Source organism: Coprococcus sp. HCN-4056 (assembly GCF_037892645.1).
Lineage (GTDB): Bacteria > Bacillota > Clostridia > Lachnospirales > Lachnospiraceae > Coprococcus > Coprococcus ammoniilyticus.
The window spans coordinates 291,431-314,303 of the sequence record NZ_JBBKBL010000003.1; the positions used below are offsets into that span (position 1 = coordinate 291,431).

19 protein-coding genes and 3 tRNA genes are annotated in these 22,873 nt (G+C 42.3%); 5 read left to right on the forward strand and 17 right to left on the reverse strand.

Annotation, left to right across the window (positions count from 1 at the left end):
• Positions 1-21: 21 nt before the first annotated feature.
• The 3 genes from WKT03_RS06405 (at position 22) to WKT03_RS06415 (ending at position 352) form a co-directional block, all read left to right on the forward strand.
• Positions 22-93: transfer RNA gene (locus WKT03_RS06405), tRNA-Gln, on the forward strand.
• Between the two features lie 19 nt (positions 94-112).
• A tRNA-Lys gene (locus WKT03_RS06410) sits at positions 113-185 on the forward strand.
• Between the two features lie 85 nt (positions 186-270).
• Positions 271-352, forward strand: a tRNA-Leu gene (locus WKT03_RS06415).
• A 54-nt stretch (positions 353-406) separates the two neighbouring features.
• Here WKT03_RS06415 and WKT03_RS06420 read toward each other — a convergent pair.
• The 14 genes from WKT03_RS06420 to WKT03_RS06485 all read right to left on the reverse strand — a co-directional run bounded on the left by WKT03_RS06420 (position 407) and on the right by WKT03_RS06485 (position 17,977).
• Positions 407-2,395 (reverse strand): glycoside hydrolase family 31 protein, encoded by a 1,989-nt coding sequence (locus WKT03_RS06420; protein WP_340391245.1) that lies wholly within the window; start codon positions 2,393-2,395, stop codon positions 407-409.
• A 197-nt stretch (positions 2,396-2,592) separates the two neighbouring features.
• A complete protein-coding gene (locus WKT03_RS06425; protein ID WP_021943999.1) occupies positions 2,593-3,141 on the reverse strand; it encodes a transcription repressor NadR in 549 nt (182 codons plus the stop codon).
• A 98-nt stretch (positions 3,142-3,239) separates the two neighbouring features.
• Positions 3,240-4,094: a carboxylating nicotinate-nucleotide diphosphorylase gene (gene nadC / locus WKT03_RS06430; RefSeq protein ID WP_340391247.1), complete on the reverse strand. Its 855-nt coding sequence runs from the start codon at positions 4,092-4,094 to the stop codon at positions 3,240-3,242.
• Positions 4,095-4,116: 22 nt separating this feature from the next.
• Complete coding sequence (locus WKT03_RS06435; RefSeq protein ID WP_021943997.1) at positions 4,117-5,418, reverse strand: L-aspartate oxidase; 1,302 nt, start codon at positions 5,416-5,418, stop codon at positions 4,117-4,119.
• A 531-nt stretch (positions 5,419-5,949) separates the two neighbouring features.
• The gene (locus tag WKT03_RS06440; protein ID WP_021943996.1) at positions 5,950-6,246 is read right to left on the reverse strand and encodes a hypothetical protein; all 297 of its coding nucleotides are present in this window, start codon (positions 6,244-6,246) and stop codon (positions 5,950-5,952) included.
• A 96-nt stretch (positions 6,247-6,342) separates the two neighbouring features.
• Entirely contained in the window at positions 6,343-8,688 is a 2,346-nt protein-coding gene (locus WKT03_RS06445; RefSeq protein ID WP_117785143.1) for an ATP-dependent helicase, read from the reverse strand.
• A gap of 15 nt (positions 8,689-8,703) precedes the next feature.
• Positions 8,704-9,690 (reverse strand): SPFH domain-containing protein, encoded by a 987-nt coding sequence (locus WKT03_RS06450; protein ID WP_117785144.1) that lies wholly within the window; start codon positions 9,688-9,690, stop codon positions 8,704-8,706.
• Positions 9,691-9,700: 10 nt separating this feature from the next.
• Entirely contained in the window at positions 9,701-10,381 is a 681-nt protein-coding gene (locus tag WKT03_RS06455) for a PspA/IM30 family protein (protein WP_021943993.1), read from the reverse strand.
• A gap of 147 nt (positions 10,382-10,528) precedes the next feature.
• On the reverse strand, positions 10,529-11,491 hold the full coding sequence (locus WKT03_RS06460) for a hypothetical protein (RefSeq protein ID WP_340391252.1): 963 nt from the start codon (positions 11,489-11,491) through the stop codon (positions 10,529-10,531).
• A gap of 40 nt (positions 11,492-11,531) precedes the next feature.
• Positions 11,532-12,212 (reverse strand): gamma-glutamyl-gamma-aminobutyrate hydrolase family protein, encoded by a 681-nt coding sequence (locus tag WKT03_RS06465; protein ID WP_021943991.1) that lies wholly within the window; start codon positions 12,210-12,212, stop codon positions 11,532-11,534.
• Positions 12,213-12,216: 4 nt separating this feature from the next.
• Positions 12,217-14,625, reverse strand: coding sequence for a PEP-utilizing enzyme (locus WKT03_RS06470; protein ID WP_340391254.1), 2,409 nt, complete (start codon positions 14,623-14,625; stop codon positions 12,217-12,219).
• Positions 14,626-14,803: 178 nt separating this feature from the next.
• Entirely contained in the window at positions 14,804-15,346 is a 543-nt protein-coding gene (locus WKT03_RS06475) for a nitroreductase family protein (protein WP_340391255.1), read from the reverse strand.
• Between the two features lie 107 nt (positions 15,347-15,453).
• A complete protein-coding gene (locus tag WKT03_RS06480) occupies positions 15,454-16,539 on the reverse strand; it encodes an N-acetylmuramoyl-L-alanine amidase (protein WP_117785147.1) in 1,086 nt (361 codons plus the stop codon).
• A 58-nt stretch (positions 16,540-16,597) separates the two neighbouring features.
• Positions 16,598-17,977: a M18 family aminopeptidase gene (locus WKT03_RS06485; RefSeq protein WP_340391256.1), complete on the reverse strand. Its 1,380-nt coding sequence runs from the start codon at positions 17,975-17,977 to the stop codon at positions 16,598-16,600.
• A 134-nt stretch (positions 17,978-18,111) separates the two neighbouring features.
• Between WKT03_RS06485 and WKT03_RS06490 the strand changes: the two genes are divergently transcribed.
• Complete coding sequence (locus WKT03_RS06490; RefSeq protein ID WP_008401289.1) at positions 18,112-19,206, forward strand: prephenate dehydrogenase; 1,095 nt, start codon at positions 18,112-18,114, stop codon at positions 19,204-19,206.
• Between the two features lie 51 nt (positions 19,207-19,257).
• Positions 19,258-20,529 (forward strand): 3-phosphoshikimate 1-carboxyvinyltransferase, encoded by a 1,272-nt coding sequence (gene aroA / locus WKT03_RS06495; protein ID WP_340391258.1) that lies wholly within the window; start codon positions 19,258-19,260, stop codon positions 20,527-20,529.
• Between the two features lie 400 nt (positions 20,530-20,929).
• Here the strand turns inward: aroA and queA are convergent, their stop codons facing one another.
• The 3 genes from queA to WKT03_RS06510 form a co-directional block, all read right to left on the reverse strand.
• On the reverse strand, positions 20,930-21,955 hold the full coding sequence (gene queA / locus WKT03_RS06500) for a tRNA preQ1(34) S-adenosylmethionine ribosyltransferase-isomerase QueA (protein ID WP_021943428.1): 1,026 nt from the start codon (positions 21,953-21,955) through the stop codon (positions 20,930-20,932).
• 413 nt (positions 21,956-22,368) lie between these two features.
• Complete coding sequence (locus WKT03_RS06505) at positions 22,369-22,740, reverse strand: hypothetical protein (protein ID WP_021944716.1); 372 nt, start codon at positions 22,738-22,740, stop codon at positions 22,369-22,371.
• Positions 22,728-22,856: a hypothetical protein gene (locus tag WKT03_RS06510; protein WP_279221663.1), complete on the reverse strand. Its 129-nt coding sequence runs from the start codon at positions 22,854-22,856 to the stop codon at positions 22,728-22,730. The genes WKT03_RS06505 and WKT03_RS06510 overlap by 13 nt, the downstream gene beginning before the upstream one ends.
• Positions 22,857-22,873 lie beyond the last annotated feature (17 nt).

The window sequence follows — 22,873 nt, forward strand, 5'->3', positions numbered from 1 at the left end:
TCGCATATTAAGCGATGCTTTTGGGTTATCGCCAAGCGGTAAGGCACAGGACTTTGACTCCTGCATTCGCTGGTTCGAATCCAGCTAGCCCAGTCAAAAACTTAATTTATATGGGCCATTAGCTCAGGCGGTAGAGCACTTGACTTTTAATCAAGTTGTCCGGGGTTCGAGTCCCCGATGGCTCATTAAAATTTCAGATATAATTTTATATCTGATTTTTTTATATCTACTCTTCTATTCTTTTATTCTATTATATATAGAAGAAACTCTGCGGATATGGCGGAATTGGCAGACGCGCTAGATTTAGGTTCTAGTGTCAACAGACGTGCAGGTTCAACTCCTGTTATCCGCATCAAAAAAGGCAATCATGATCGATTGCCTTTTTCTTTTATCTGATATCCTGTTACTAATTATTCAAAATTACACAGGACATCTCCAGATCATATTCTCTTGTATATCCATCATCATCATACAACTGATAACTACTTCCCGCATACCCTAGTAACTGCAGCTTCTTCGTATTAATATCCACAACACACTCGGCAAAGTCAGCAAGAGGAATGCATTTTCCTTTCCGAATAAATAAAATCACTTCATTCAACGGTACTTCTACAAAATGATGTCCTTTTTTCATCTCGGTCTGTTCAATATCACCCTCAGCCTTGAAACGGACAAGCATCATATCCTCCGGCAGATAAACATATCTTCCGATTGCATTCTGTGTATATACCGGTGCGATCATGATCTCATTACCAAGCATAAGCTGGTCTTCTACATTTACCGCCATACGATCTTCCGGATATTCAAATGCAAGCGGTTTGAACATCATTTCATCATTTAAAGCAGCCTTCATATATTCACTGTAAATATATGGAAGCAACCGATAACGAACACCTATGATATGTCTGAAATCTTCAATCTGCTCAAACTGATAGCACTCCTGCTCTCTTGTGCCAAGGCATGCATGATTACGCATCAGCGGTGTAAATACACCAAGTGCGAGCCATCTGAGCAAAAGATCTCTGGTCGTATTACAGCCAAATCCGCCCAGATCTGCTCCTGTATATAAGAAACCACACATATTTAATGATGGAAGCATTTTCAGATTCAATAGGATATGGGACCACCAGGATTTATTATCTCCGGTCCAGATACCGCCATAACGATGCATTCCGATATAAGATGATCTGGAAAACAACAGGCATCTTTTCTCCGGACAGATCTCTCGAAGTGCTTCACCTGCTGCCCGTGTCATATTATAACCGAAAAGGTTATGTACCTGATCATGACGCACCATCTTTCCGTTCATATTATGATACATCGAAGCATAGTCTTTGGCATTATTAGCCAGATCTGCTACCATATCCCGGATTCCCCAGACATCATCCACGGATTCTTCTTTATCAATAAATTCCCGCATTGCCTCTTTTACTTCACAAACGCCTTCCGGTGTATAAAAAATTGCTGGTTCGTTCATATCATTCCAGAAACCTTCAATTCCTGCATCTGTAAGAAGCTTATATTTCCCGCCAAACCATTTTCTCGCTTCCGGATTCAATACATCCGGAAAATGTGTGTATCCCGGCCATACAGCTGCAACAAAATCACTTCCGTCCTCTCTTTTACAGAAATAATTGTTTGCTACGCCTTCTTCATACACATCATATCCTTCTTCGATCTTCACTCCCGCATCAATAATCGGGATCAAGCGTATATTTTCTTTTTTCAACTCTTCTACATATTCAGAAAAATCACCAAATGCTTCATTTATCGTAAAGTCTTTATAATGATCCATATAATCGATATCCATGTATACCATGTCGATTGGAATATGATTCTCCCTGTATTTCTTCACAACATAAGCAAAATCTTCCGGTGTCTTATAACCCCAACGGCTCTGTCCAAAACCGAAAGCAAACTTTGGAGCAATATAACTTTTTCCTATCATTTGTCTGAATTGTTTTACAATATCATATATACTTTCGCCTGTGATCACATAAAGATCCAAATCTGCTTTATCGCAGAAAATATGAAGTTCATCCATCTTAGTATATCCGATATCAAATACCAGCGAAGACGGATAATCTATGTACAATCCAAATGTTCTCTCGCCGGATATAATAACAAAATTATGAGATGCATATAAAGAATAAACATCCTCATGATGATTCGGAATATCTGTATTATTGCTTATATATTTATATCCTCTTTTGTTGATTCCACGATTTGCTTCACCAAGTCCATATACTGCATCCTCTGCTTTCATATCATAAAGAAATGAAAAGCCATCATCCAGATTTACTGTTCCAACTTCAGGCATACCTTCCGATGCCTCAAATGACACAACAACTGATTCTGTAAAAAACGGATTACCATATGTGTATTTTTTTATCATTCTCATTTCCTCTTTTCCTTTTTATTTGGTATATAATTTATTATACCTGATAATGTTATTATATTATCTGTTCATCCGTTTTTCTTACATTATTTTTATAAATTTGTTGCACAATATTGACTTATTAATTTCTTCCCCTCGTCATCTTATAACATAGAATGGCAGGTAATCTGTTATAGACTACCTGCCATCCTATGTCATTCACTTTTTTCCCAAAAATCAACCGGTTCGAAATCCAGCAGTTTCGCAAGAAAACCACATTCCTCCAGATCCTTCTGAATATTATCCAGGATATCTTCTGAATCTGCCTGCACCGTGTGATAATGGTAATTGTCGGTTATCTTAAGAAGCGGCGATGATTTTCCACTGCTCAAGGTCTTTACATATTCATAAATATCTTTTCTGGTTTTTATGTTCATCGGAGCTTTTACAACTCCATAAATCTTATGATATACAAATACATCCAGAATCCTGCCGCCATTATCTACGATGATCTGCAATTCTTTCTCTATCTCTTCCGCAGTATGACGCACCTTGAATATTCGTTCACATTTTCCCGGCTTTAATAACACATATCCCCGGTTTGTTGAAACAATATTATTGTCAGCCGCACGAAGCAGGGCAATATCCTGTACGATCACCTGCCTACTCACACTGAGTTGCTTCGCCATCTCCGCCCCCGCAATCGGCTCTTTACTCTTCGCAAGCATCGACAACAGTTTTTCCCGTCTTTCAACTCCTGTCATGTTCTTCCTCCCAATCTTATCATCCATTAGCCCATTCTATTTCTCATATAAACCTTCCCTGCACCCAAAGGCACCAGAAATTTTGTTACAATATTCAGTTAGATTCTATGAAGATTTTTCAGAGAAATATCCATGATCGGAGCGGAATGTGTCAGGGCTCCACTTGATATATAATCAACACCAAGGTTCTTCAAGCGCTCGATATTTTCTGCTGTTACATTACCTGATACCTCGATCTCTGCCTTGCCATCAATGATGCCGATCGCTTCTTTTAACATTTCATCTGACATATTATCCAGCATGATAATATCCGCTCCGGCTTCAGCAGCCTCCTTTACCATATCCAGATTCTCAACCTCGACTTCGATCTTTCTGACAAACGGTGCATATTCCTTTGCCATACGGATTGCCTCTTTCACTCCGCCTGCTGCGCCTATATGGTTATCCTTCAGAAGGACTCCGTCCGAAAGATTATATCTGTGATTATGCCCACCGCCAACACGAACTGCATATTTTTCAAAAATACGATTATTCGGGGTTGTCTTTCTGGTATCAAGCAACTGGATCTTGCTTCCTGCAAGAAGTCCTGCAACCTTATATGTGTACGTAGCAATACCGCTCATCCTCTGCAGATAATTCAGTGCTGTCCGTTCTCCCGATAACAATACACGGATATCCCCGGTTACAACTCCCATCAACTGTCCTGCCTTTACCTCATCGCCGTCCTTGCAGTAGAGTTCTGTCACGGTTGTATCATCTAATAATTCAAATACTCTCTTAAACACCTGTAAACCACAGATGATTCCATCCTGCTTGCAGATTAACTCTACCTTTCCCATGCATGCCTCCGGCATAACGGAATTTGTTGATACATCCTCACTTGTAATATCTTCTTTTAATGCTCCAAGAATAAATGGATCTACATTTAATTTTAAAGTAATCTGATCGTACATAATATCCTCCTGAATGATTTTTCTATGCTTCCTGTCTGTGCAGGTCTTCTTCGTTTTCCCTTGCAATCTCAGCCTTAAGCAGTGCCTTATATTCTGTTGCCAGTTTCTTCTTATCTGTATAATCGTCTTCTCTGTAAGAGATTTCTTCTATCTTTGTCCGATCGAACTGCTCAGTCATTTCCTTTGCGGCCCGCTTGGCAAATACCAGGCTCTCAAGAAGCGAATTACTTGCCAGTCGATTCTTGCCATGAACTCCGTTACATGCAGTCTCTCCGATCGCATATAACTGATCCATCGATGTCTTACTGGACAAATCCACCTTGATACCGCCCATGAAATAATGCTGTGCCGGCACAACCGGTATGCATTCTGTATACACATCATATCCCATTTCTTTGCAATGCTCAACGATATTCGGGAAATGTTCTTCTAATTCTTTTCTATCAATCACAGTCATATCTTCCCAGACATAATCTGTCCCGTCCTTCTCCATTTGTTTGCGAATCTCGATTGTCAGCAGATCTCTCGGAAGAAGTTCATTTACAAACCGCTCATGATTCTTGTTATAGAGCAGCGCCCCCTCGCCACGAACCGATTCCGAGATCAGAAAACTCCTGTCCTCCGGCTCTTTGCTATATAAGGTTGTCGGATGAATCTGGACATAGTTCACATGCTCTGTCTCAATCCCATGCTTTAATGCGATCGCAACGGCATCTCCGGTCAGGTGTCTGAAATTAGTCGAATGTCTGTAAATACCACCAATTCCCCCACAAGCAAGCATGGTATAGTTTGCCATGATCGGGAAGATCTTATTCTCCGCATCCCTTGCCACCACACCGTAACAGCAATTATCCTTACACAGGATATCCACCATGGTTACATGTTCGTAGATCGTCACATTCGAAAGCTTCTCTACATTGCGGAGCAGGGTACTTGTGATCTCTTTTCCTGTTACATCCTCATGAAAAATGATACGGTGATGGCTATGTGCTCCTTCCTTTGTATAGCTGAAACTGCCATCCGGCTCCCGATGGAAATCCGCTCCATACTTTACGAGATCGTTTACAACATCGACCGATGAACGTATCATGACTTCTACACTCTTTGGATTATTCTCATAATGTCCCGCCTTCATGGTGTCTTCAAAATAACTGTCATAGTCATCTTCTGATTTCAGCATACACATGCCACCCTGTGCCAGGAAGGAATCACTGTGTTCTACGATATCCTTTGTTATGATCGTTATCTGTTTATCACTGGGGAGATTCAATGCAGCATATAAACCTGCGCATCCACTTCCAACAATTAAAATATCTGTCTTCATATTGTTTCTCCAACTGTATTTATTTGTTTTTTCTTCTTATTATAAAAAAGCGTTGCCTTAGTATACCACGTTCTGTTGTACATGACAATATAGTATTTTACACCACTTTACATGTGTCTTGTCAGCATATAAAATGAAAGACAGCATTACTTATTATTCCGTAAGACGTTCGCACTCTATTTTAACGCAACGGTGCTAAGCTCCTCGCCTATGGCGACTCACTAAGAACCGGCGTTAAAAAGGCTTACTTCATAATAATAATGCTGTCTTCCATTTTTATCCAAACACCAATATCCGGAAATGGCTTGCTTCATAAAGTACATATACTCCAATGCCAAATCTCACTTCTCATTTTTAATCTAAACATTGATATCTTGATCTATTATTTCTCCCTTTTCCACAAAATTTCCACTAACTATAAATGAATACTTTTCATATATCTTTTTAGATAAAAATAACCGAATTAGCTCTTTATAATTCAAAAAACTAATCCGGTTATTTTACTCACTTTGATTCAGCTCAAATTTTTGATTATTCAGCGTCTGCTACAGGCTCTGCTGCCGGTGCTTCTGCTGTCTCGGCAGGCTGCTCTGCCGGTGCTTCTTCCTCGTCATCATCGTCATCATCGAAGAAGTCGTCATCAAAATCATCATCAAAATCATCATCAAAATCATCAAGAAAATCAGGTGTCAGGTATGAATATACTGCATATGCAATACCTGCGATCGCTGCTACTGCACCGATAATCGCAAGGATCACAAATACAACACCTTTTGCCTTTTCTTCTGTTGGTTCGCTTTTTACTAAGATTACATCATTATTTTTCATTATAAACTACCACCCTTTCATTTAGTTTCTGTATGCCGTCATTATAGCATACTCTTTTTTCTATTTCTATATTATCTTGGAATTATTATAATTTCTTTATTCTTCCAGACGCTTTAATTTTGCAAAGGAAGCAAACATTTTTCTTGTACCGCCACGATCAAAATCTACCGTCACCTCATAATCTCTGCCGCCCTTTACAAGCTGCGTTACAGTTCCATTTCCAAATTTCATATGACGCACCCGATCACCTTCTCCATAGTCGAGAACCAGTTCCCGGTTCACGGTAAATTCTTTGCCAAATGATGGTTTGGTCGATGGTATTATACTGATCGGCTCTTTCTTTGCCTTACTGTAGCTGCTGTATGGATTCGATGAAGAATATCCGGAACCCGTTTGCGACGATCTTCCATGATATGAGCCTTTTCCATATCCTGACTGCCCGCTGCTACCATACCTATTTCCGGTATATCCGGTGTCTGCAAACTGCCGTTCTTCCATCCGTTTTACATGCCTTGTAATATCACCGGAATCCTGGAACAGCAGCGGCGGAATCTCTTTAATAAATCTGGAGATGTCATTGCAGTTTCTACTTCCATGCAGCATACGGTTTCTTGCACAGGACAGATATAGCTTCTTCATCGCTCTTGTAATTCCTACATAGCAAAGTCTGCGTTCTTCTTCCAGCGCATCTTCATCATCCGAATTGATCGCCATCGCACTTGGGAAGATTCGCTCTTCCATGCCACATAAGAATACATATGGGAACTCCAGTCCCTTTGAACCATGGATCGTCATTAATTTAACCATATTATCATCATCGGACATTTTATCGGTCTCCGAAACCAGCGCGATATCCTCCAGAAAATCTGCCAGTGTTGCTTCCTCATAATCGGTTTCAAACTGAACCACACGGTTTCTTAACTCATCGATATTCTCAAGTCTAGCCATCGATTCATCCGTGTGCTCCGCTATCAGTTCATCTTCATATCCGGTATCCTCCAGAATACGGTCAAATAATGTACTGAGTGGTTCCTGCTCCTCTATTATCCCCCGAAATCCATCGATCAATTCCACAAAGCCGGAAATTTTTGCAACCGAACGCTGTAATCCCGGAACTTGCTCTATGATCTGCATGGCTTCCATCAGTGTCATATCATTTGCAGCGGCAAATGCGGCCACCTTATCAACGGTAGCATCACCGATTCCACGCTTTGGTACATTGATGATTCGTCTGAGATAGGTATCGTCTGTAGAGTTATTTACAACCTTCAGATATGCCATTATATCTTTAATTTCTTTTCGTTCATAGAAATTCTGACCACCGTAGACCCGATGTGGTATTCCTCGCATAACCAGCTTCTCACCAAGGATACGAGACTGTGCATTCGTACGATATAGTAAAGCAATGTCTTTATACTGTGCACCATTTGCTGTCAGACGGATGATCTCATTTACAACACGATCCGCCTCCATGTATTCATCCTCACTCTGATTAAATACAAGCTTCTCGCCATCTCCCTGATCTGTCCAGAGGGCTTTATCCTTTCTTCCTTCGTTATGCTTGATCACCGCATTTGCAGCCGCCAGAATATTTCCACAGGAACGATAATTCTGTTCCAGCTTCACGACCTTCGCATCCGGATATTCCTTTTCAAAATTCAAAATATTCGTAATATTGGCACCACGGAATTTGTAGATTGACTGGTCATCATCACCAACGACACAAAGGTTTCTGTATTTGGAAGCAAGCTGCTTCACCATCAGAAACTGTATGTGGTTTGTATCCTGATACTCATCCACCATAATATAACGAAATCTGTCCTGATATAATTCCAGTACATCCGGATTATGTTCAAACAGCTCAACCACCTTGTAGATCAGATCATCAAAATCAAATGCATTGAATTTACGGAGTCGCTTCATATACTCGGAATATACGGTTGCCGTCTGTGTCTTCACAAAATCTGTCGCATTCATCTTCGCATACTGATCCGGTGAAATATACCGCTCCTTTGCATTTGATATCTCTGCCAGGAACATCTTCTCCGGATACTTCTTCGGATCGATCTTCAATTCCTTCAGAATATTCTTGACCGCAGATTTCTGGTCATCCGAATCATAGATATTAAAATTTGTTGCATAACCGAGCCTGTCTGAAAACCGTCGCAGAATCCGTACACATAACGAATGAAAGGTGCTGACCCATACTCGTTCAGCACCCTCTCCAACAATGTTATTTACTCTGTCTCTCATTTCGGCTGCGGCTTTATTTGTAAATGTTATCGCAAGAATATTATATGGATTCACTCCGATCTCATCCATCAGATACGCTACCCGGTGGGTGATTACTCTGGTCTTTCCTGATCCGGCACCTGCCAGTATCAGAAGCGGTCCATCGACATGTCTGCATGCCAAATCCTGCATGTCATTTAATCCAGCCATCGCTTTTGTACTCCTTTATATCAGCTTTGTTCCGCAGTTACCACAGAACTTTGCTCCATTTGTAGGGGTTCCGCAGTTCGGGCAGAACTTAGGAGCCGTACCATTTCCGGTTGGAGCTGCCTGCTGATTCATCTGTCCGTTCATGTTGTTCTGCAGATTACCGGTCATCTGATTTGCCATCATCATACCCATCTGCATTCCCATCATACCGCTGGCAACATCTGCCATATTGGTTCCACCTTTTCCGTTGGAATTTGCAAGTGCATCTACCATCTTCACCTGCTGGAACCGTCCCATGTCACCAAGCATCGTATACTCAGCAGCCTGATCTGCACGTTTTGATATATTCTCAGGATATGTAAATTCGCTGATTCTGAAATCTGTCATGGTCAGACCGATCTTGATCAGTTCCATATCCAGATCTTCTAAAATACCCTTCGCAATATCCGTTGCATTTGCCATCAGATTGAATACGTCACCGCCGACCTTTGTGATCCATTTGATCAACAGTCCATCTAAGATTCCCTTAATACGGTCTCTGACATCATCCACTGTAAAGATTGCCTTTACCCCGGCGATTCTCTCGATCAACACATTGTAATCATCGATCTTGAATGAAAACTTACCATTTGACCGTACCGGAAGTCCGCCCGGAAGTCCCGGAGCCTGTAAACGGATCGGTGAACTGGTTCCCCAGTTACAGGTAAACTCTTTCGTATTGATGAACAGAACCTCTGCACGAAGTCCTGAGTTGAAACCAAACTTAAATCCCTTTAATGTAGAAAGGAATGGAATGATATCCGAATCAATCGTATAACTTCCTGATTCTGTGAAGATACCTTCTACCGCACCGTTATACAGGAAGATTGCATCCTGTCCCGGTTTAATGATAAGTCTGGAATCTTTCTTTATCTCTCGATTTGTCCATTTCCAGAAGAGCAAGTCGTCTCTGTATTCTTCCCACTCAACTACATTGGCAAACTGATTTGAAAATAATCCCATCTGTTTCCTCCTATGAAAGTCCCATCTTTGCCTTTAATGCTGCAAGTTCGTCTGAAACTGCTGATGATGGTTCTGCATCGTATTTGCTCATCAGATCATCTGTCTCATCCTTACCGCTGGCATTTAATTCTGCCATAGCATTTGCCTTGTCAAGCATTGCATCAGCCTTTGCTTCCATTCTGTCAAATGCTGAGATCGTTCCGGCTGTATCCGTTACGCTTCCCATCATCTTATTCATCTTCTCCTGCGTCTTTGCAACCTGAACCTTAGCCTTGATCGCATCTTTTCTTGCGTTCAGATCCATGATATCCTTCGTCAGCTTATCATGCATCTCTTTCATCTTAGCCGCATTTCCTGCTGCCATATCATAAGACTGCTGTAACGAAGTTCTCTTGGTTGATAACTGATTCTTCTTCTCTAAGAACTTCATGGCATCTGCTTCGTTTCCTGCAAGGAGTGCCTTCTCTGCATAGTTCTGCATCTTGGCAATATCTGCATCGCAGTCATCCAATGCACGTTTGCATCTGGTCTCATCTGCCATAACGGTTGCTGTCTCTGATTTTACGTTTCTAAGATCTTCCTGTAAGTCTCTGAGATACTGGTCGATCATCTTCTCCGGATCCTCTGCCTTATCAAGCATAGCGTTGATGTTTGCTGACATAATGTCTTTAAATCTTTTTAAAATCCCCATAAATAATTACCTCCTGTATATATTTACACTTTATGGTTTCTTGTTTTTTCGTGCTCACAAACCCATGATATCATAACAGGCGTACGCTCCGCAACGCCTGAATCATGAATTAAATGTAAAGTATCACGCTTCTGTTCTTAGGTGGCTTTAAAGTTCATCGTCAAGGCTCTTATGGATGTTTCCACCAATCCGAAACTCCGGAATTTTCTTAGAAGGGCCTTCTGCTGCCTTTCCTGCAACCCCTGCATCCGTAATTGATTCCTCTAACGGCACAGGTGTCCGATCCTCAAATAATGACTTTTTCTTTTCTTCCTTTAATTCATCTGCAATCTCAAATGCTGAATCAACAACCTCATCATGCAAAATATCATCATGAAGCTTCACCGGCTGTCTGGATGGTTTTACCTTGATCGGATCTTCCTTCTTATCCTCAAAATCAAATTCCCACTGAACCATCTCATTTTCTTCTGCCTGCTTCTTCGTCTTCTGTTCTTCTTCCTCAAACCGGTTCTTCTCATAGTACAGTTCATTTGCAAGGAGCTGGCTGATCTCTAAGATATCGGCATACCGTTCCTGCTTTTTCATATCCAGAAGTCCATCCATCAGCTCTCGCTTATTCTGCTCAATGACATCGGATTTCTGTCTGAGGGAATCCAGCACACGGTCGGTTTCCTCGCTGATCATATTATATGTCTGACGTACCGATTCATTGATCTCCATAAGCATCTCATTCGTATAAATGATCGATGCCGCATAGATCTCATTTGCTGTCCGAAGTGCCATCTTATCTTTCTTGTTCAGATCCTTTACCTGCCTCTGGACATAGAGCGGATTCGGCTTGCTCATTCGGATCCGGCTTGCAGATTCTTCTGCCTCTACGATAATGTCCTCGGCTTCTTTATTCGCATCCTTTATGATCTTGCCACGCTTATCCGTGATCTCATGATACGCTTTTAATTCTATATCTATCGTCTTTTTCAGATCTTCTATCATTTCCAGCATTTCTTCTTTATTTACAAGAACCTTCCCTGCTGCAAATGGAACATTCTGTCCGTCCTCAATCAATACCTGCATCTTATCAAGCAGTTGTTTTGCTTTTCCTTTTTCCATGTCTATTGCTTCCTCCAACTATGGCTTTATAGGATTTTATTTATAGATCCGGTTTCTTATCATCTCTTGGAATACCTAAGAAATCCTGGATCAGATGTCTGCTGAAAAGCCTTCCTTCTTCACTTTCAAAATACCGCTCCGGATGCCACTGAAACGCAAGAATACTCATGGTTGGTGACACAAATGCCTCAACCGATCCATTTTCTTCATCTACAACCAACGGATAAAACATTGTTGAAAGGTTTTCCAGATATACACAATCACTGTGAAAATTATTTATCTTTATATATCGATCCGAATTACATATTTTTGCCATATGGTCAACACCTCGCGGTCTTGGTACCACAAACGGTGCAGAATATGAAATCTTTCCACCAAAAAGAGCATTCAGATGCTGCATACCTCTGCATACCCCGATGATCGGTATCTCATTCTCCACACAGTACATAATGAGCCGTTCCTCCATCACATCCCGATGCGGCTGCAGCTCTGCCTTATGCGGTTCTACATAATATTTCGGGTGAAGCGTACCGCCACCCGTTACGATCAGTACGTCAATCGGATCTTCAAATAAGGCTTCAAAATCTCTGGTGAAATTCGACACCGGATGAAGTCTTATTCCCATGCTTTCATAAAATTCCGTATAGGCAGCTTCCAGAACATCCGTGGATTTTCCATACATATTCTGACCTTCGCGTTGTGTTATCAGTGCGTGAAGCATACGCCTATTCCTCCTTCAGTATCTTTCCATTTTTACAATCAAGTGTCAGTTTGTCAAGTCCTGTTACATAATTATAAATAACGTCGCCACATCCAATAGCCGCCGGAATATTGAATTCCGCACATCGGATCGCCATATGGGATGCAACACCACCATACTTCGTAATAAAGCCCCGGATTCCTTTTGCAAAGATCCAGTCATAGCCGGGATCTGCTTTCGGGATCACTACGATCTTATCTGCAACATCAACCGCTCCGGCATCGTCACGCTTCGATTCCTCATCCTCCAATACGACAACTGCTCCGGTCACGATCTCCGAGGTGATAAAATTCGGTCTCGCCTCTACCATCTCGATATATTCCAACTGCTGCTTATTACAGATCACATCTGGCAGAATCATATCGGAAGCATCTGTATATGCCTTTCGGTTCTCTGCGATCACCTGTTCCCATATCCTTCGGATCTCCGTTTCTGGTTTATGATACACTGCAATTATATCATCTACTGTGAGATATGCCATATCTTCTTTTGAAAAATTCAACATTTCTCCAATATTGATCAGAATATCGATTGCCAGACTTAAGGATTTCGTAAATTCAAATTTAAAATATTCCCGTTCTTCCATGGAATCCTTTAAGAATTCCACAAATTTCTTTGCATCAACACCAAAGCCGATATCGGAAAGTGCCTGTTCTACCTTCTCCGGATCTAATGGCGTATGCTTTAACCGCTCAATTCTCTGTCTCTGCTTCTTTGCTGTCTCGCTTGCCTTGGAGCTGTCAAAATCCCGTTCCTCATATGTCTCACAGGTGATATCGTAAGTGCCGGAACGAAGATGCCCGTATTTCTCATCAAATGCAGCTCTGGTAATCCGTCCTTCTGCAAAATCCTGAAAATCCGAATCGTACTCCGATGCCACTGTGTAGATTGACATCATAAAGTCATCAATCTCACGGCTCGTAAAATATCCCTTTGCACTAAGTGACCTGCAAAGAGCCTTTGAGATAAATGCAAGTCTTGCCTGTCTTGCAAATTTCGGTGTTCCGTACTGTTTGATACTCTCGATCAATTCTATAAAATAACGGATGGAAGTATTCACATCCTTTGCTGCCATCAGCCAGTTATTCCTGATATTTTCCCGATGCACCTTCAGTCCGTTTAAGGAACGGATATCCTGCATCCGGTTCTGCCTGAAATTACAGATTGCTCGATCCGTCAGACGAAACAGGCTATTTGACAAATCCTGAATCTCGCCTTTCGTGAATTCATATTCTAATAATTCCTGCAACCGATCCTCCGTTGTAAAATCATAATTGGAAAATACGATTTCAAATTCTATTTTATCATGTGCCGTTATATCCGATAATATCTTCCGGTCATAAAATGCCAAAAGTTTTTTCACCATGTCCTCATCTAAATCCGCAGGCATCAGGCACAGAAATGACTTCCGCAATGATATATATGGTTTATTTCCGACCCTGTACATCAGATCTCCGTCCACCACACGATATCCGATCGTGGTAAGTCCCTGATTCCAGGCAGCCTTCGTTATGATCTCTCTGTAAAGGGAGAAATCAAGCGGATGCGGATTCACTCCTATGATCTCAGCAGGATTCCAGAATGCCATATCGGATAAGATTGCCTGTTTCTCATACAACAGATCACTGAGTTTTTGATACTGCTGTTTTATCTTGTTTATCAATTCTCCAAATATACGATCATTCTTTGCTCTGTCTTCTTTGTAGTCAGACGGCTTTTGCAGTTTCTTAATACAGGCCGCAAGCGGACGCACCTGAAAGATCGTAACTGTCAGATCTGCTCCAACTGCAAATTCCACATCGAGCGGATACTCCGGAAAGATGTCTTCTAATTCCCTCATGGCTGTGATCAGAACACCCCAGCGCTCCGGGAGAGATGAACTCTCTGCTGTCCTTGCAATATAGATCGTCTTTCCTCCGCTTCCACTGGTTACCGCATCGGTCGAATCTTCATCATATGAGATTGCATAATACAATCTTCCTGATTTGATCTCTCTGGAGAAGATAACTCCGCTGCTAATGATAGATTTCGTCTGTGTCTGGATCAACACCTGTTCATTCCTGATATCTGGCAGATCTTTTTTATAAGAATCAAATACTGTCTCAACCGCATGACATACAGCATCGCGATCATCAGCGTCGACATCCAATATACTGTCATAATGACCCGCATTTGATGTCTCGGAGGAATCTTCATTGGAACAGGAGCTTCGAACAACAATCGTCTGTCCTTTAAACTGTGATTGAATATCGGCAAGGATCTGTTTCCGGTTCTCACCATACATTTTCCCGGTTACGATCATAAGGTCTTCTATTCTCGATTTTGTTATTCTGTTTTTCAAATAATCTAATGTATCTGCTTTTGTCAAAACCATGAAAAAATCACCTTCTACAACAAAACTGCACCTTAGCAGACCATATCATCTATACTAAAGTGCAGTATATTTTTTCTCTTTCGAGACACTATTCGTTTTGTTGGCTATTCCGACAGACTTTTGTTTCTTCCAAATCTATCTTCTGTCAGTATTCATTATATAATGAATAAAATAGCTCTTACTGGATCGTTAATAGATCATCAACTGATTTTCTTGGTGGCATCTCCGGTGCAAATACCGGATATCCCATTGCAATAACGGTGGCAACTGTCTGACCTTCCGGCACACCTACGATCTCTCCAACCTTCTTATCATCAAATACTCCAAGGATAACCGTTCCGATTCCCTTCTCATGTGCTGCAAGACAGAATGTCTGGGCTGCGATACCGGCATCGAACATCTCCCATCCGGCACCTTTGCTTGTACTGAAGCTTCCATCTCTCTCATATCCACAAATACCGTTCTTCTGTGTCACAACCATCAACTGATGTGCTCTGGAAACTGTCTTCTCATTTAATGTGAATCCCATTACACCCTCTTCTGCGATCTTCTTGATCTTCTCCGGATCAGAAACACTGATGTAACGGATTGTCTGTGTATTCTTCCAGGATGGTGAATAGGATGCGAGTTCTACTAACTCACGGATCACTTCATCCGGAATGATATCCTCTTTGAATTTTCTTACCGATCTTCTTGTCTTAATACATTCTAATGCTTCCATGTTATGTCCTCCTGTTTTTTTATAAATATCTTTTGTATCTTCTTACATATATCGCAAGTATAACTCACTCAATGTCTTCGAAAAATCATCTCATTATCTGTTACAGATCACTCACCTGCAAAATATGCATCTATACCATCTGCAATTCCTTTTGCAAGCAGATTCTGATAATCTGATGTTACAAGCTTCTGGTCTTCTTCTGAATTTGTCATATAACCGATCTCAACGATCGTAACCGGAACCTTACACCAGTTAATTCCACTCATGGAATCTGTCTCCCAGACACCTTCGCTGTTTGCCCCTGTTGCTGCTGCCATTCCGCTTAATACATCGGCAGACAACCGTTTACAGGAATCATAGATATCTGCATTGTATGGATTATCCTTAGTCTGGCATACTGTCATAACACCGCTCGCATTTGTATCTGTAGAACCATTTGCATGGATTCTTATAAATGCATCTGCCTTATCACTGTTTGCAAGTTCTGCTCTTGCAGCGTTACTGATATCGACATCATTGGATGTACGGATCATCTTCACAGTATAGCCTCTTGCCTCTAATGCACTCTGAAGCTTTAACGCTACCTCAAGATTCAGTTCATATTCCTCTGTACCGGTTGTAACACCTGTATTACCGGCTGAGACTTTTGCTTTCTTATCTTCCGCACCGGGACCTACCGGCTCTGTATCCGTATTCGGCGTTGCCTGATGACCTGCATCAATACAGATCAGCTTGCCTTCGCCAACATTGCTTGTCTCCTGTGTTGATTCTTCTGTGCTGCTGTCATCACCACTGGATGCTGCTCCTTCTGCCTTTACAAATTTCGAATAAACATAATAGGTCTCACCCTTGATCGATACCTTGCTCCACTCATCGTTATAACCGATCCGGTCAAGCTCTACACCATCTGCAAGCTGCATCGCGGGATCTCCGTCTGTCGATGGTGCTGTTCTGACATTTACATAATCAGTCGTCGTCACCTTGTCATTTACGATCGTGAATCCTTCTTCATCCACCTGTGCTTCCGTCGTCGCTTCTGTTGTATCCTCTGTGGATGCTACATCTTCAGAAGCTTCTGTTGAACTCTCGGTAGTCGTCTTTTTTCCTGCATCCTTTTTCCCACAGGCTGCAAGTACAAATGCTGAAAGAATGATCATCATACATATAAGTATTGTTCTGTAAACCTTCTTCATAAGTAACCTCCGTCCATATTTCTATACACCTAATGTCTATTATCGCATAAATATGGCTCTATTTCAACCAAAAAGCGATAAGGAGCCGTTTCATCGACTCATAGTCTGACAAATGTGCCATTTCACATGCTGAATGCATAGCGAGTACCGGCATTCCCATATCGACTGCCTTTACCGGAAGATAGGATGAAACGATCGGACCCAGCGTGGTTCCACCCGGCATTCCTGTCTTATTGACCGTACGCTGAAACGGAATCCCTTCATCCTCACAGAGCACCTGAATCACTGCAGCAGCCTCGCTGTCTGTCACATATCGCTGAGACGCGCTGCTCTTTAAGACAACCCCATTTCCAAGCAGTACCCGGTTGACCGGATCGGATTTTTCCTGATAATTCGGATGTGTTCCATGTGCCACATCAAGAAAGATCAAAAATATCTCCGGAAGCAGCTCCTGTATAGTGCGGATTTCTCCGCTGTCTTTTAAGATACGTTCCGTTATCATCCGAAGCAGTCCGGAATCTGCTCCCTGTTTGGACAAACTCCCGATCTCCTCGTTATCGAAAAATACTCCGATGTCGAGATTCATATCAGATCCATCTGCTTCCGATATTTTTTCATCTGCCAATGCAGCTTCTGTTCCCTTACCCTTTTCTTCTTTCCACTTATTGCCAGTTCGCACCAAAGATTCCAGAATCGCACTAACGGAAGATACATTATCAATTCTCGGTGATGTAAATACACCACTGTCTCCGATCATTTGGCAGGAATCGCAATTATATAAATACAGATCATAGTCTAATATATCCGCCTTATCGATCTGAAGCATTTCTGCAACCTCATCTAAAAAGCTATGCGGCTCATCCTTCTTCCAAAGCCCAAATACCGGGATCAGTTCTTTCTGAGGATCTAATTTTGTCTCTGAATCTCCTCGTTTCAGATGCGGTGCAAGACTCGGTATGATCGCAACCGGCTTCTCCGAATCATATAATCGTACCTCTGGATGAAATGCATCACTGCCTTTTACCACTACCTTGCCGGCAAGTCCCAGTGGACGGTCAAACCATGTCTTCATTAACAGTCCGCCATAGGTCTCTATATTCAACATATGATATCCGCCCTTTTCCATATCGGCTGACGGCTTTAACTTCAGCATCGGAAAATCCGTATGACTGGTTGCTATCCGGATATGCTGCAGCTGCTTCGGCAGATGAAATGCGATCATAACAGAACTGTATGGTCTGACATAATAATCTGCTCCTGCCTGAAGCTGCCATTTGTCCTTTAACTTAAGCTCGGAAAATCTGTGTTCTTTCAGATATTCCTCTCCATGCTTTACAACATGGAATTGGGTAATTCCTTTTTCTAACATATATTTTAACAAGCCTGTCTGTTCCGGCTTTTCTGATATGAGATCAACTTCTGTTTTTCTTTCTTCCATATGCTCTGTTCTCCTGTCTTTTTACTTTGATTTCTATTGTACACCTTTTTAGTTTTTCTTGCTATTTTGATTTTATGTGTATATAATGTTGTTACACGCTTTAACGCGTTAAACCCCAAAAAGGAGAAACAGCTATGAATGCATTTAAAATTGGTTTTATCGGTCTTGGGCTGATCGGTGGATCGGTGGCAAAATCTATTCACCGTATTTTCCCAAACTATACAATCATCGGCTATGATGTCAACACTGTAACCTTAAAAGAAGCGCAGGCGGATGGCACCTTAGATCATTATACAACAAATATCAGCGACATCGCAGACTGTGATTATGTCTTTCTGTGTGCGCCGGTTCATTATAATATAGAATATCTGAAAACTTTAAAACCACTGATCTCTGATTCCTGTATCCTGTCTGATGTCGGCAGTGTCAAATCCGACATCTACGATGCTGTAAAGGAACTGGGACTTGGTTCTCATTTTATCGGCGGTCATCCAATGGTCGGATCCGAGCGCTCCGGCTACGATGCAGCAACCGACCGTCTGATCGAGAATGCTTATTATTTCATCACCCCATCTCCGGACGCTCCGGCAGACCGCGTGGAGGAATTTATGACATTTATCGGCGACCTGGGTGCTATCCCGATCCGGTATTCCCCGGATGAACACGATAAGATCACTTCCTATATCAGTCATGTACCGCATGTGATCGCCGCATCTCTGGTCAATCTGGTACGGCATGCCGATTCCCCGGACGGAATCTTTAAATCTCTGGCAGCCGGAGGTTTTAAAGATATCACACGAATCGCATCCTCAAACCCGGTAGTCTGGGAGCACATTCTACTCAGCAATCCGAAGAACATCGTGAATGGATTAAAGGAATATATTGAGCTTCTAAATAAAATGATTTATGATATTGAAAGAAATGACGCAAAAGACATCAATGCTTTCTTTGAGTCATCCAGAGAATATCGGGATTCAATCCCGAACAATACAAGCGGTGTTATCCGTATGCAGTATGAACTCTTTGTCGATATCCCGGATGAACCGGGTGCTCTGGCAAAGGTTACGGTACTGCTTGCTGATGCAGGCATCAATCTGAAGAACTTCGGTATCTCCCATAATCGTGAAGACGAGGAAGGCGTTCTACGTTTATCCTTCTACGATACGGATGCATGCCGGAAAGCATTTGACCTTCTTGCAGATGCCGGATACCGTTTATATAACAGATAAGACTACATAAAAAGGAAATGGACGATATCACGTCCAGACAGGTAACACATTATGATATTTTCCAGAAGAACAGGATTAAAGGGAACACTTACGATCCCCGGAGATAAATCCATCTCCCACCGTTCGATCATGCTTGGATCACTGGCAGATGGTATAACCGAAGTACATGGATTCTTAAACGGTGCAGACTGCATTTCTTCTATGAACTGCTTCCGCGAAATGGGTGTAACGATCGACCACAATGGGGATACCGTTATCATTCACGGTAAAGGACTTCATGGTTTGCAGGCTCCGAAAGAAACACTCGATGTCGGTAACAGCGGAACAACTACCAGACTGATGTCCGGAATTCTTGCCGCACAGAATTTCAAAAGCCGCGTGATCGGTGATGCATCGATCTGCCGCCGTCCGATGAAACGGATCATGACCCCGCTTTCTCTGATGGGTGCTGATATCGTGAGCGAAAACGGAAACGACTGTGCGCCGCTTCTGATCACTGGAAAGCCATTACACGGCATCCACTACGATTCACCGGTTGCTTCGGCACAAGTCAAATCTTGTATTCTTCTTGCCGGTCTGTATGCCGACGGCGAAACCAGTGTAACCGAACCATATGTATCCAGAAATCATACGGAGCTGATGTTTGATGCTTTCGGTATCGATATCAAGACCTCCGGCACAACCGCAATTGTAAAACCTGCGGATAAATTATACGGTCAGAAGATCATGATCCCGGGAGACATCTCCTCGGCGGCTTACTTTATCGCAGCCGGACTTATCACACCGGATTCCTGTATCACGATCAAGAATGTGGGTATCAACAATACCCGTGATGGAATATTAGAAGTTGTAAAAATGATGGGCGGTACGATCACCTACGACCGACTGGATCAGCCTGGTGAACCTTCTGCCGATATCACTGTACAAACATCAGATTTAAAAGGTTGTGTGATCCAAGGCTCTCTGATTCCGAAGTTGATCGACGAGATTCCGATCATTGCCATCATGGCATGCTTCGCAAAGGGACAAACCGTTATCAAAGATGCACAGGAACTGAAGGTGAAGGAATCAAACCGGATCGATGTTATGGTGAAGAACCTTTCCGCTATGGGCGCAGATATTAGCGCTACCGATGATGGCATGATCATCCATGGCGGCAAGCCGCTTCACGGCGCTGTCATCGACAGCCACCTCGACCACCGCATCGCCATGAGCTTTGCCATCGCCGGACTTAACGCCGACGGCGACACAGAGATTCTTGGCAGCGACTGCGTAAACATCTCCTACCCGACCTTCTATCAGGATCTCGCCGGGCTGAAGTAAACAGGAATAAGCGAATCATTATTAAGCAGGATATAGTTTTTATAAATAAAAAAGCCCTGGCACTGTTATTACACAAGACACTTCCGTTCTAGTCCTCGTGCAGTGGTACATAAGGCTGCACAATACGCAGCCTAAGTACCAGCCTCGGACAAGGCTTGTTTCATAACAGTGCCAGGGCTTTCTTATTTTCTTCTCTTTGTTCCAGCTTAATAATAATTCGCTCATTCAATTTGACTATCAGCATCTCTTAGCTTTGCAAGTTCAAACACGGGCTTGGTGCTGACAAATCAGCGTGCGAACCGAATAGAAAATATACTTGTCTTTGTATATAACAATCCAGGCAGTATTTATATGCAGCTCAGGTCATAACTAAATATCAACCAGATGAACGCAAGGTATTTTACAGAATCAACATGGCATCGCCGAAGGAGAAGAAACGATAGCGTTCTTCCACGGCTACCTTGTAGGCTTCGAGAATCTTCTCGCGGCTGTAAAGAGCTGATACCAACATCAGCAACGTGGATTCCGGCAGATGGAAGTTCGTGATCAATCCATCGATGGCTTTGAACTTATAACCCGGATAGATGAAGATATCTGTCCAACCGCTACAGGCACGAAGCATACCATTCTCATCAGCTACTGTTTCCAGCGTTCTCGTACTGGTCGTTCCGACTGCAATGATTCGACCGCCATTTTTCTTTGTTTCATTGATCGTCTCTGCTGCTTTCTCATCGATCACATAGAATTCCGAATGCATATGATGATCCAGAATGTTGTCCTCTTTTACCGGACGGAATGTTCCAAGTCCGACATGAAGCGTTACATGTGCAATCTTGATGCCTTTTGCCTTGATCTCCTCTAAAAGCTCCTTTGTAAAATGAAGTCCGGCTGTTGGCGCTGCAGCAGAACCTTCATGCTCTGCATAGACAGTCTGATAACGGTTCTTGTCTTCCAATTTATGTGTGATATATGGTGGGAGTGGCATTTGTCCGAGTTCATCTAAGATCTCCTCAAAGATTCCCTCGTATTCAAAACGAACAATACGATTTCCCTCTTCCACGATATCGATAACTTCACCAACCAGTTTGCCGCCACCAAAGATAATCCTTGCACCGACTCTGGCTTTCTTTCCCGGTTTTACAAGCGTCTCCCATGTACAATCATCCAAGCGCTTCAATAACAGCACCTCGATAGCTGCTCCGGTTCCTTCTTTCTCACCGATCAGTCTGGCAGGAATCACCTTTGTATCATTAATAACCAGACAGTCGCCCTCTTTCAAATATGATATTACATCATAAAAATGTTTATGTTCGATGGTTCCTTCTTCTCTGTTTAAAACCATTAATCTCGAATTATCACGCTTTAAGAGTGGATCCTGCGCGATCAACTCCTGAGGCAGATCATAGTAAAAATCTGATAACTGCATTTTCTTATCCTCCTTAAAACTCAACTATGATAATGCCACGTTTTATGTCTAAATGCAAGGAAGAAAAACAAAGAATAAAGCAGGTAACAGATAACAAAACAAATGCCAGATACAAATAAACAAATTTTATCTGTACCTGACACCCTTTTTCATAAGCTTCAACTTTTGTTCTGCCGTCATTGTCTGTGACAATAGCGTTCCCCCTCGATCAGTGAAGCGACCGTTTCTGCATCCATGCCTTTAAATTCGTCTACTACTCTTATCAGTATATGCGCCAGCATGATCTTCTGTCCAAGCAGCCGTTTGGCACTGGCATCATACTATGCTTTCTGGTAGGTAGCATCGACGGCAAACACCACTTCATTATCCATGATCTGTCTTCTTTCCTGACAGAACAGGATAAACGACCTTCTCTATGTGGTTATTTTTTTATCCTCGGTCTGGTCACCATCCGTATCATCTGTCTGATCACTGTCCGTTTCACCGGTCTGATTACTATCTGCATCCTCTGTCTGACTATCAACCGGTCCAACTTCATATACCATGCAAAACAAATTGTCGCCTAATTCCGTTACTGTATATTCATCATCCACCTTTGACGGAATCGTAAGGATATTCTGCGAATCCACTTCTGTAACAGACAACTTTGTTTTATCCACTTTCGTAAGGGCTGCAGTCTTTTTCTCCGCATCCAGGATTTTATATGTATAACAGCCATCTGCTGTTATATATTCCTGCTCCGTTGTATCTTCCGTCTCTGCACAGACCTTCGTCACAGATCCCATACCACTGACAAAGCCTGCTCCGGACTGCCCTGCCGCCAACGACCAAAGCCATAGCTACCGCCATCATTCGTAATCGTCTTTTTCCCATCTTCTCTCCTTCTTATCCCTGCAACCAAAAACGTCTGCACAGTCT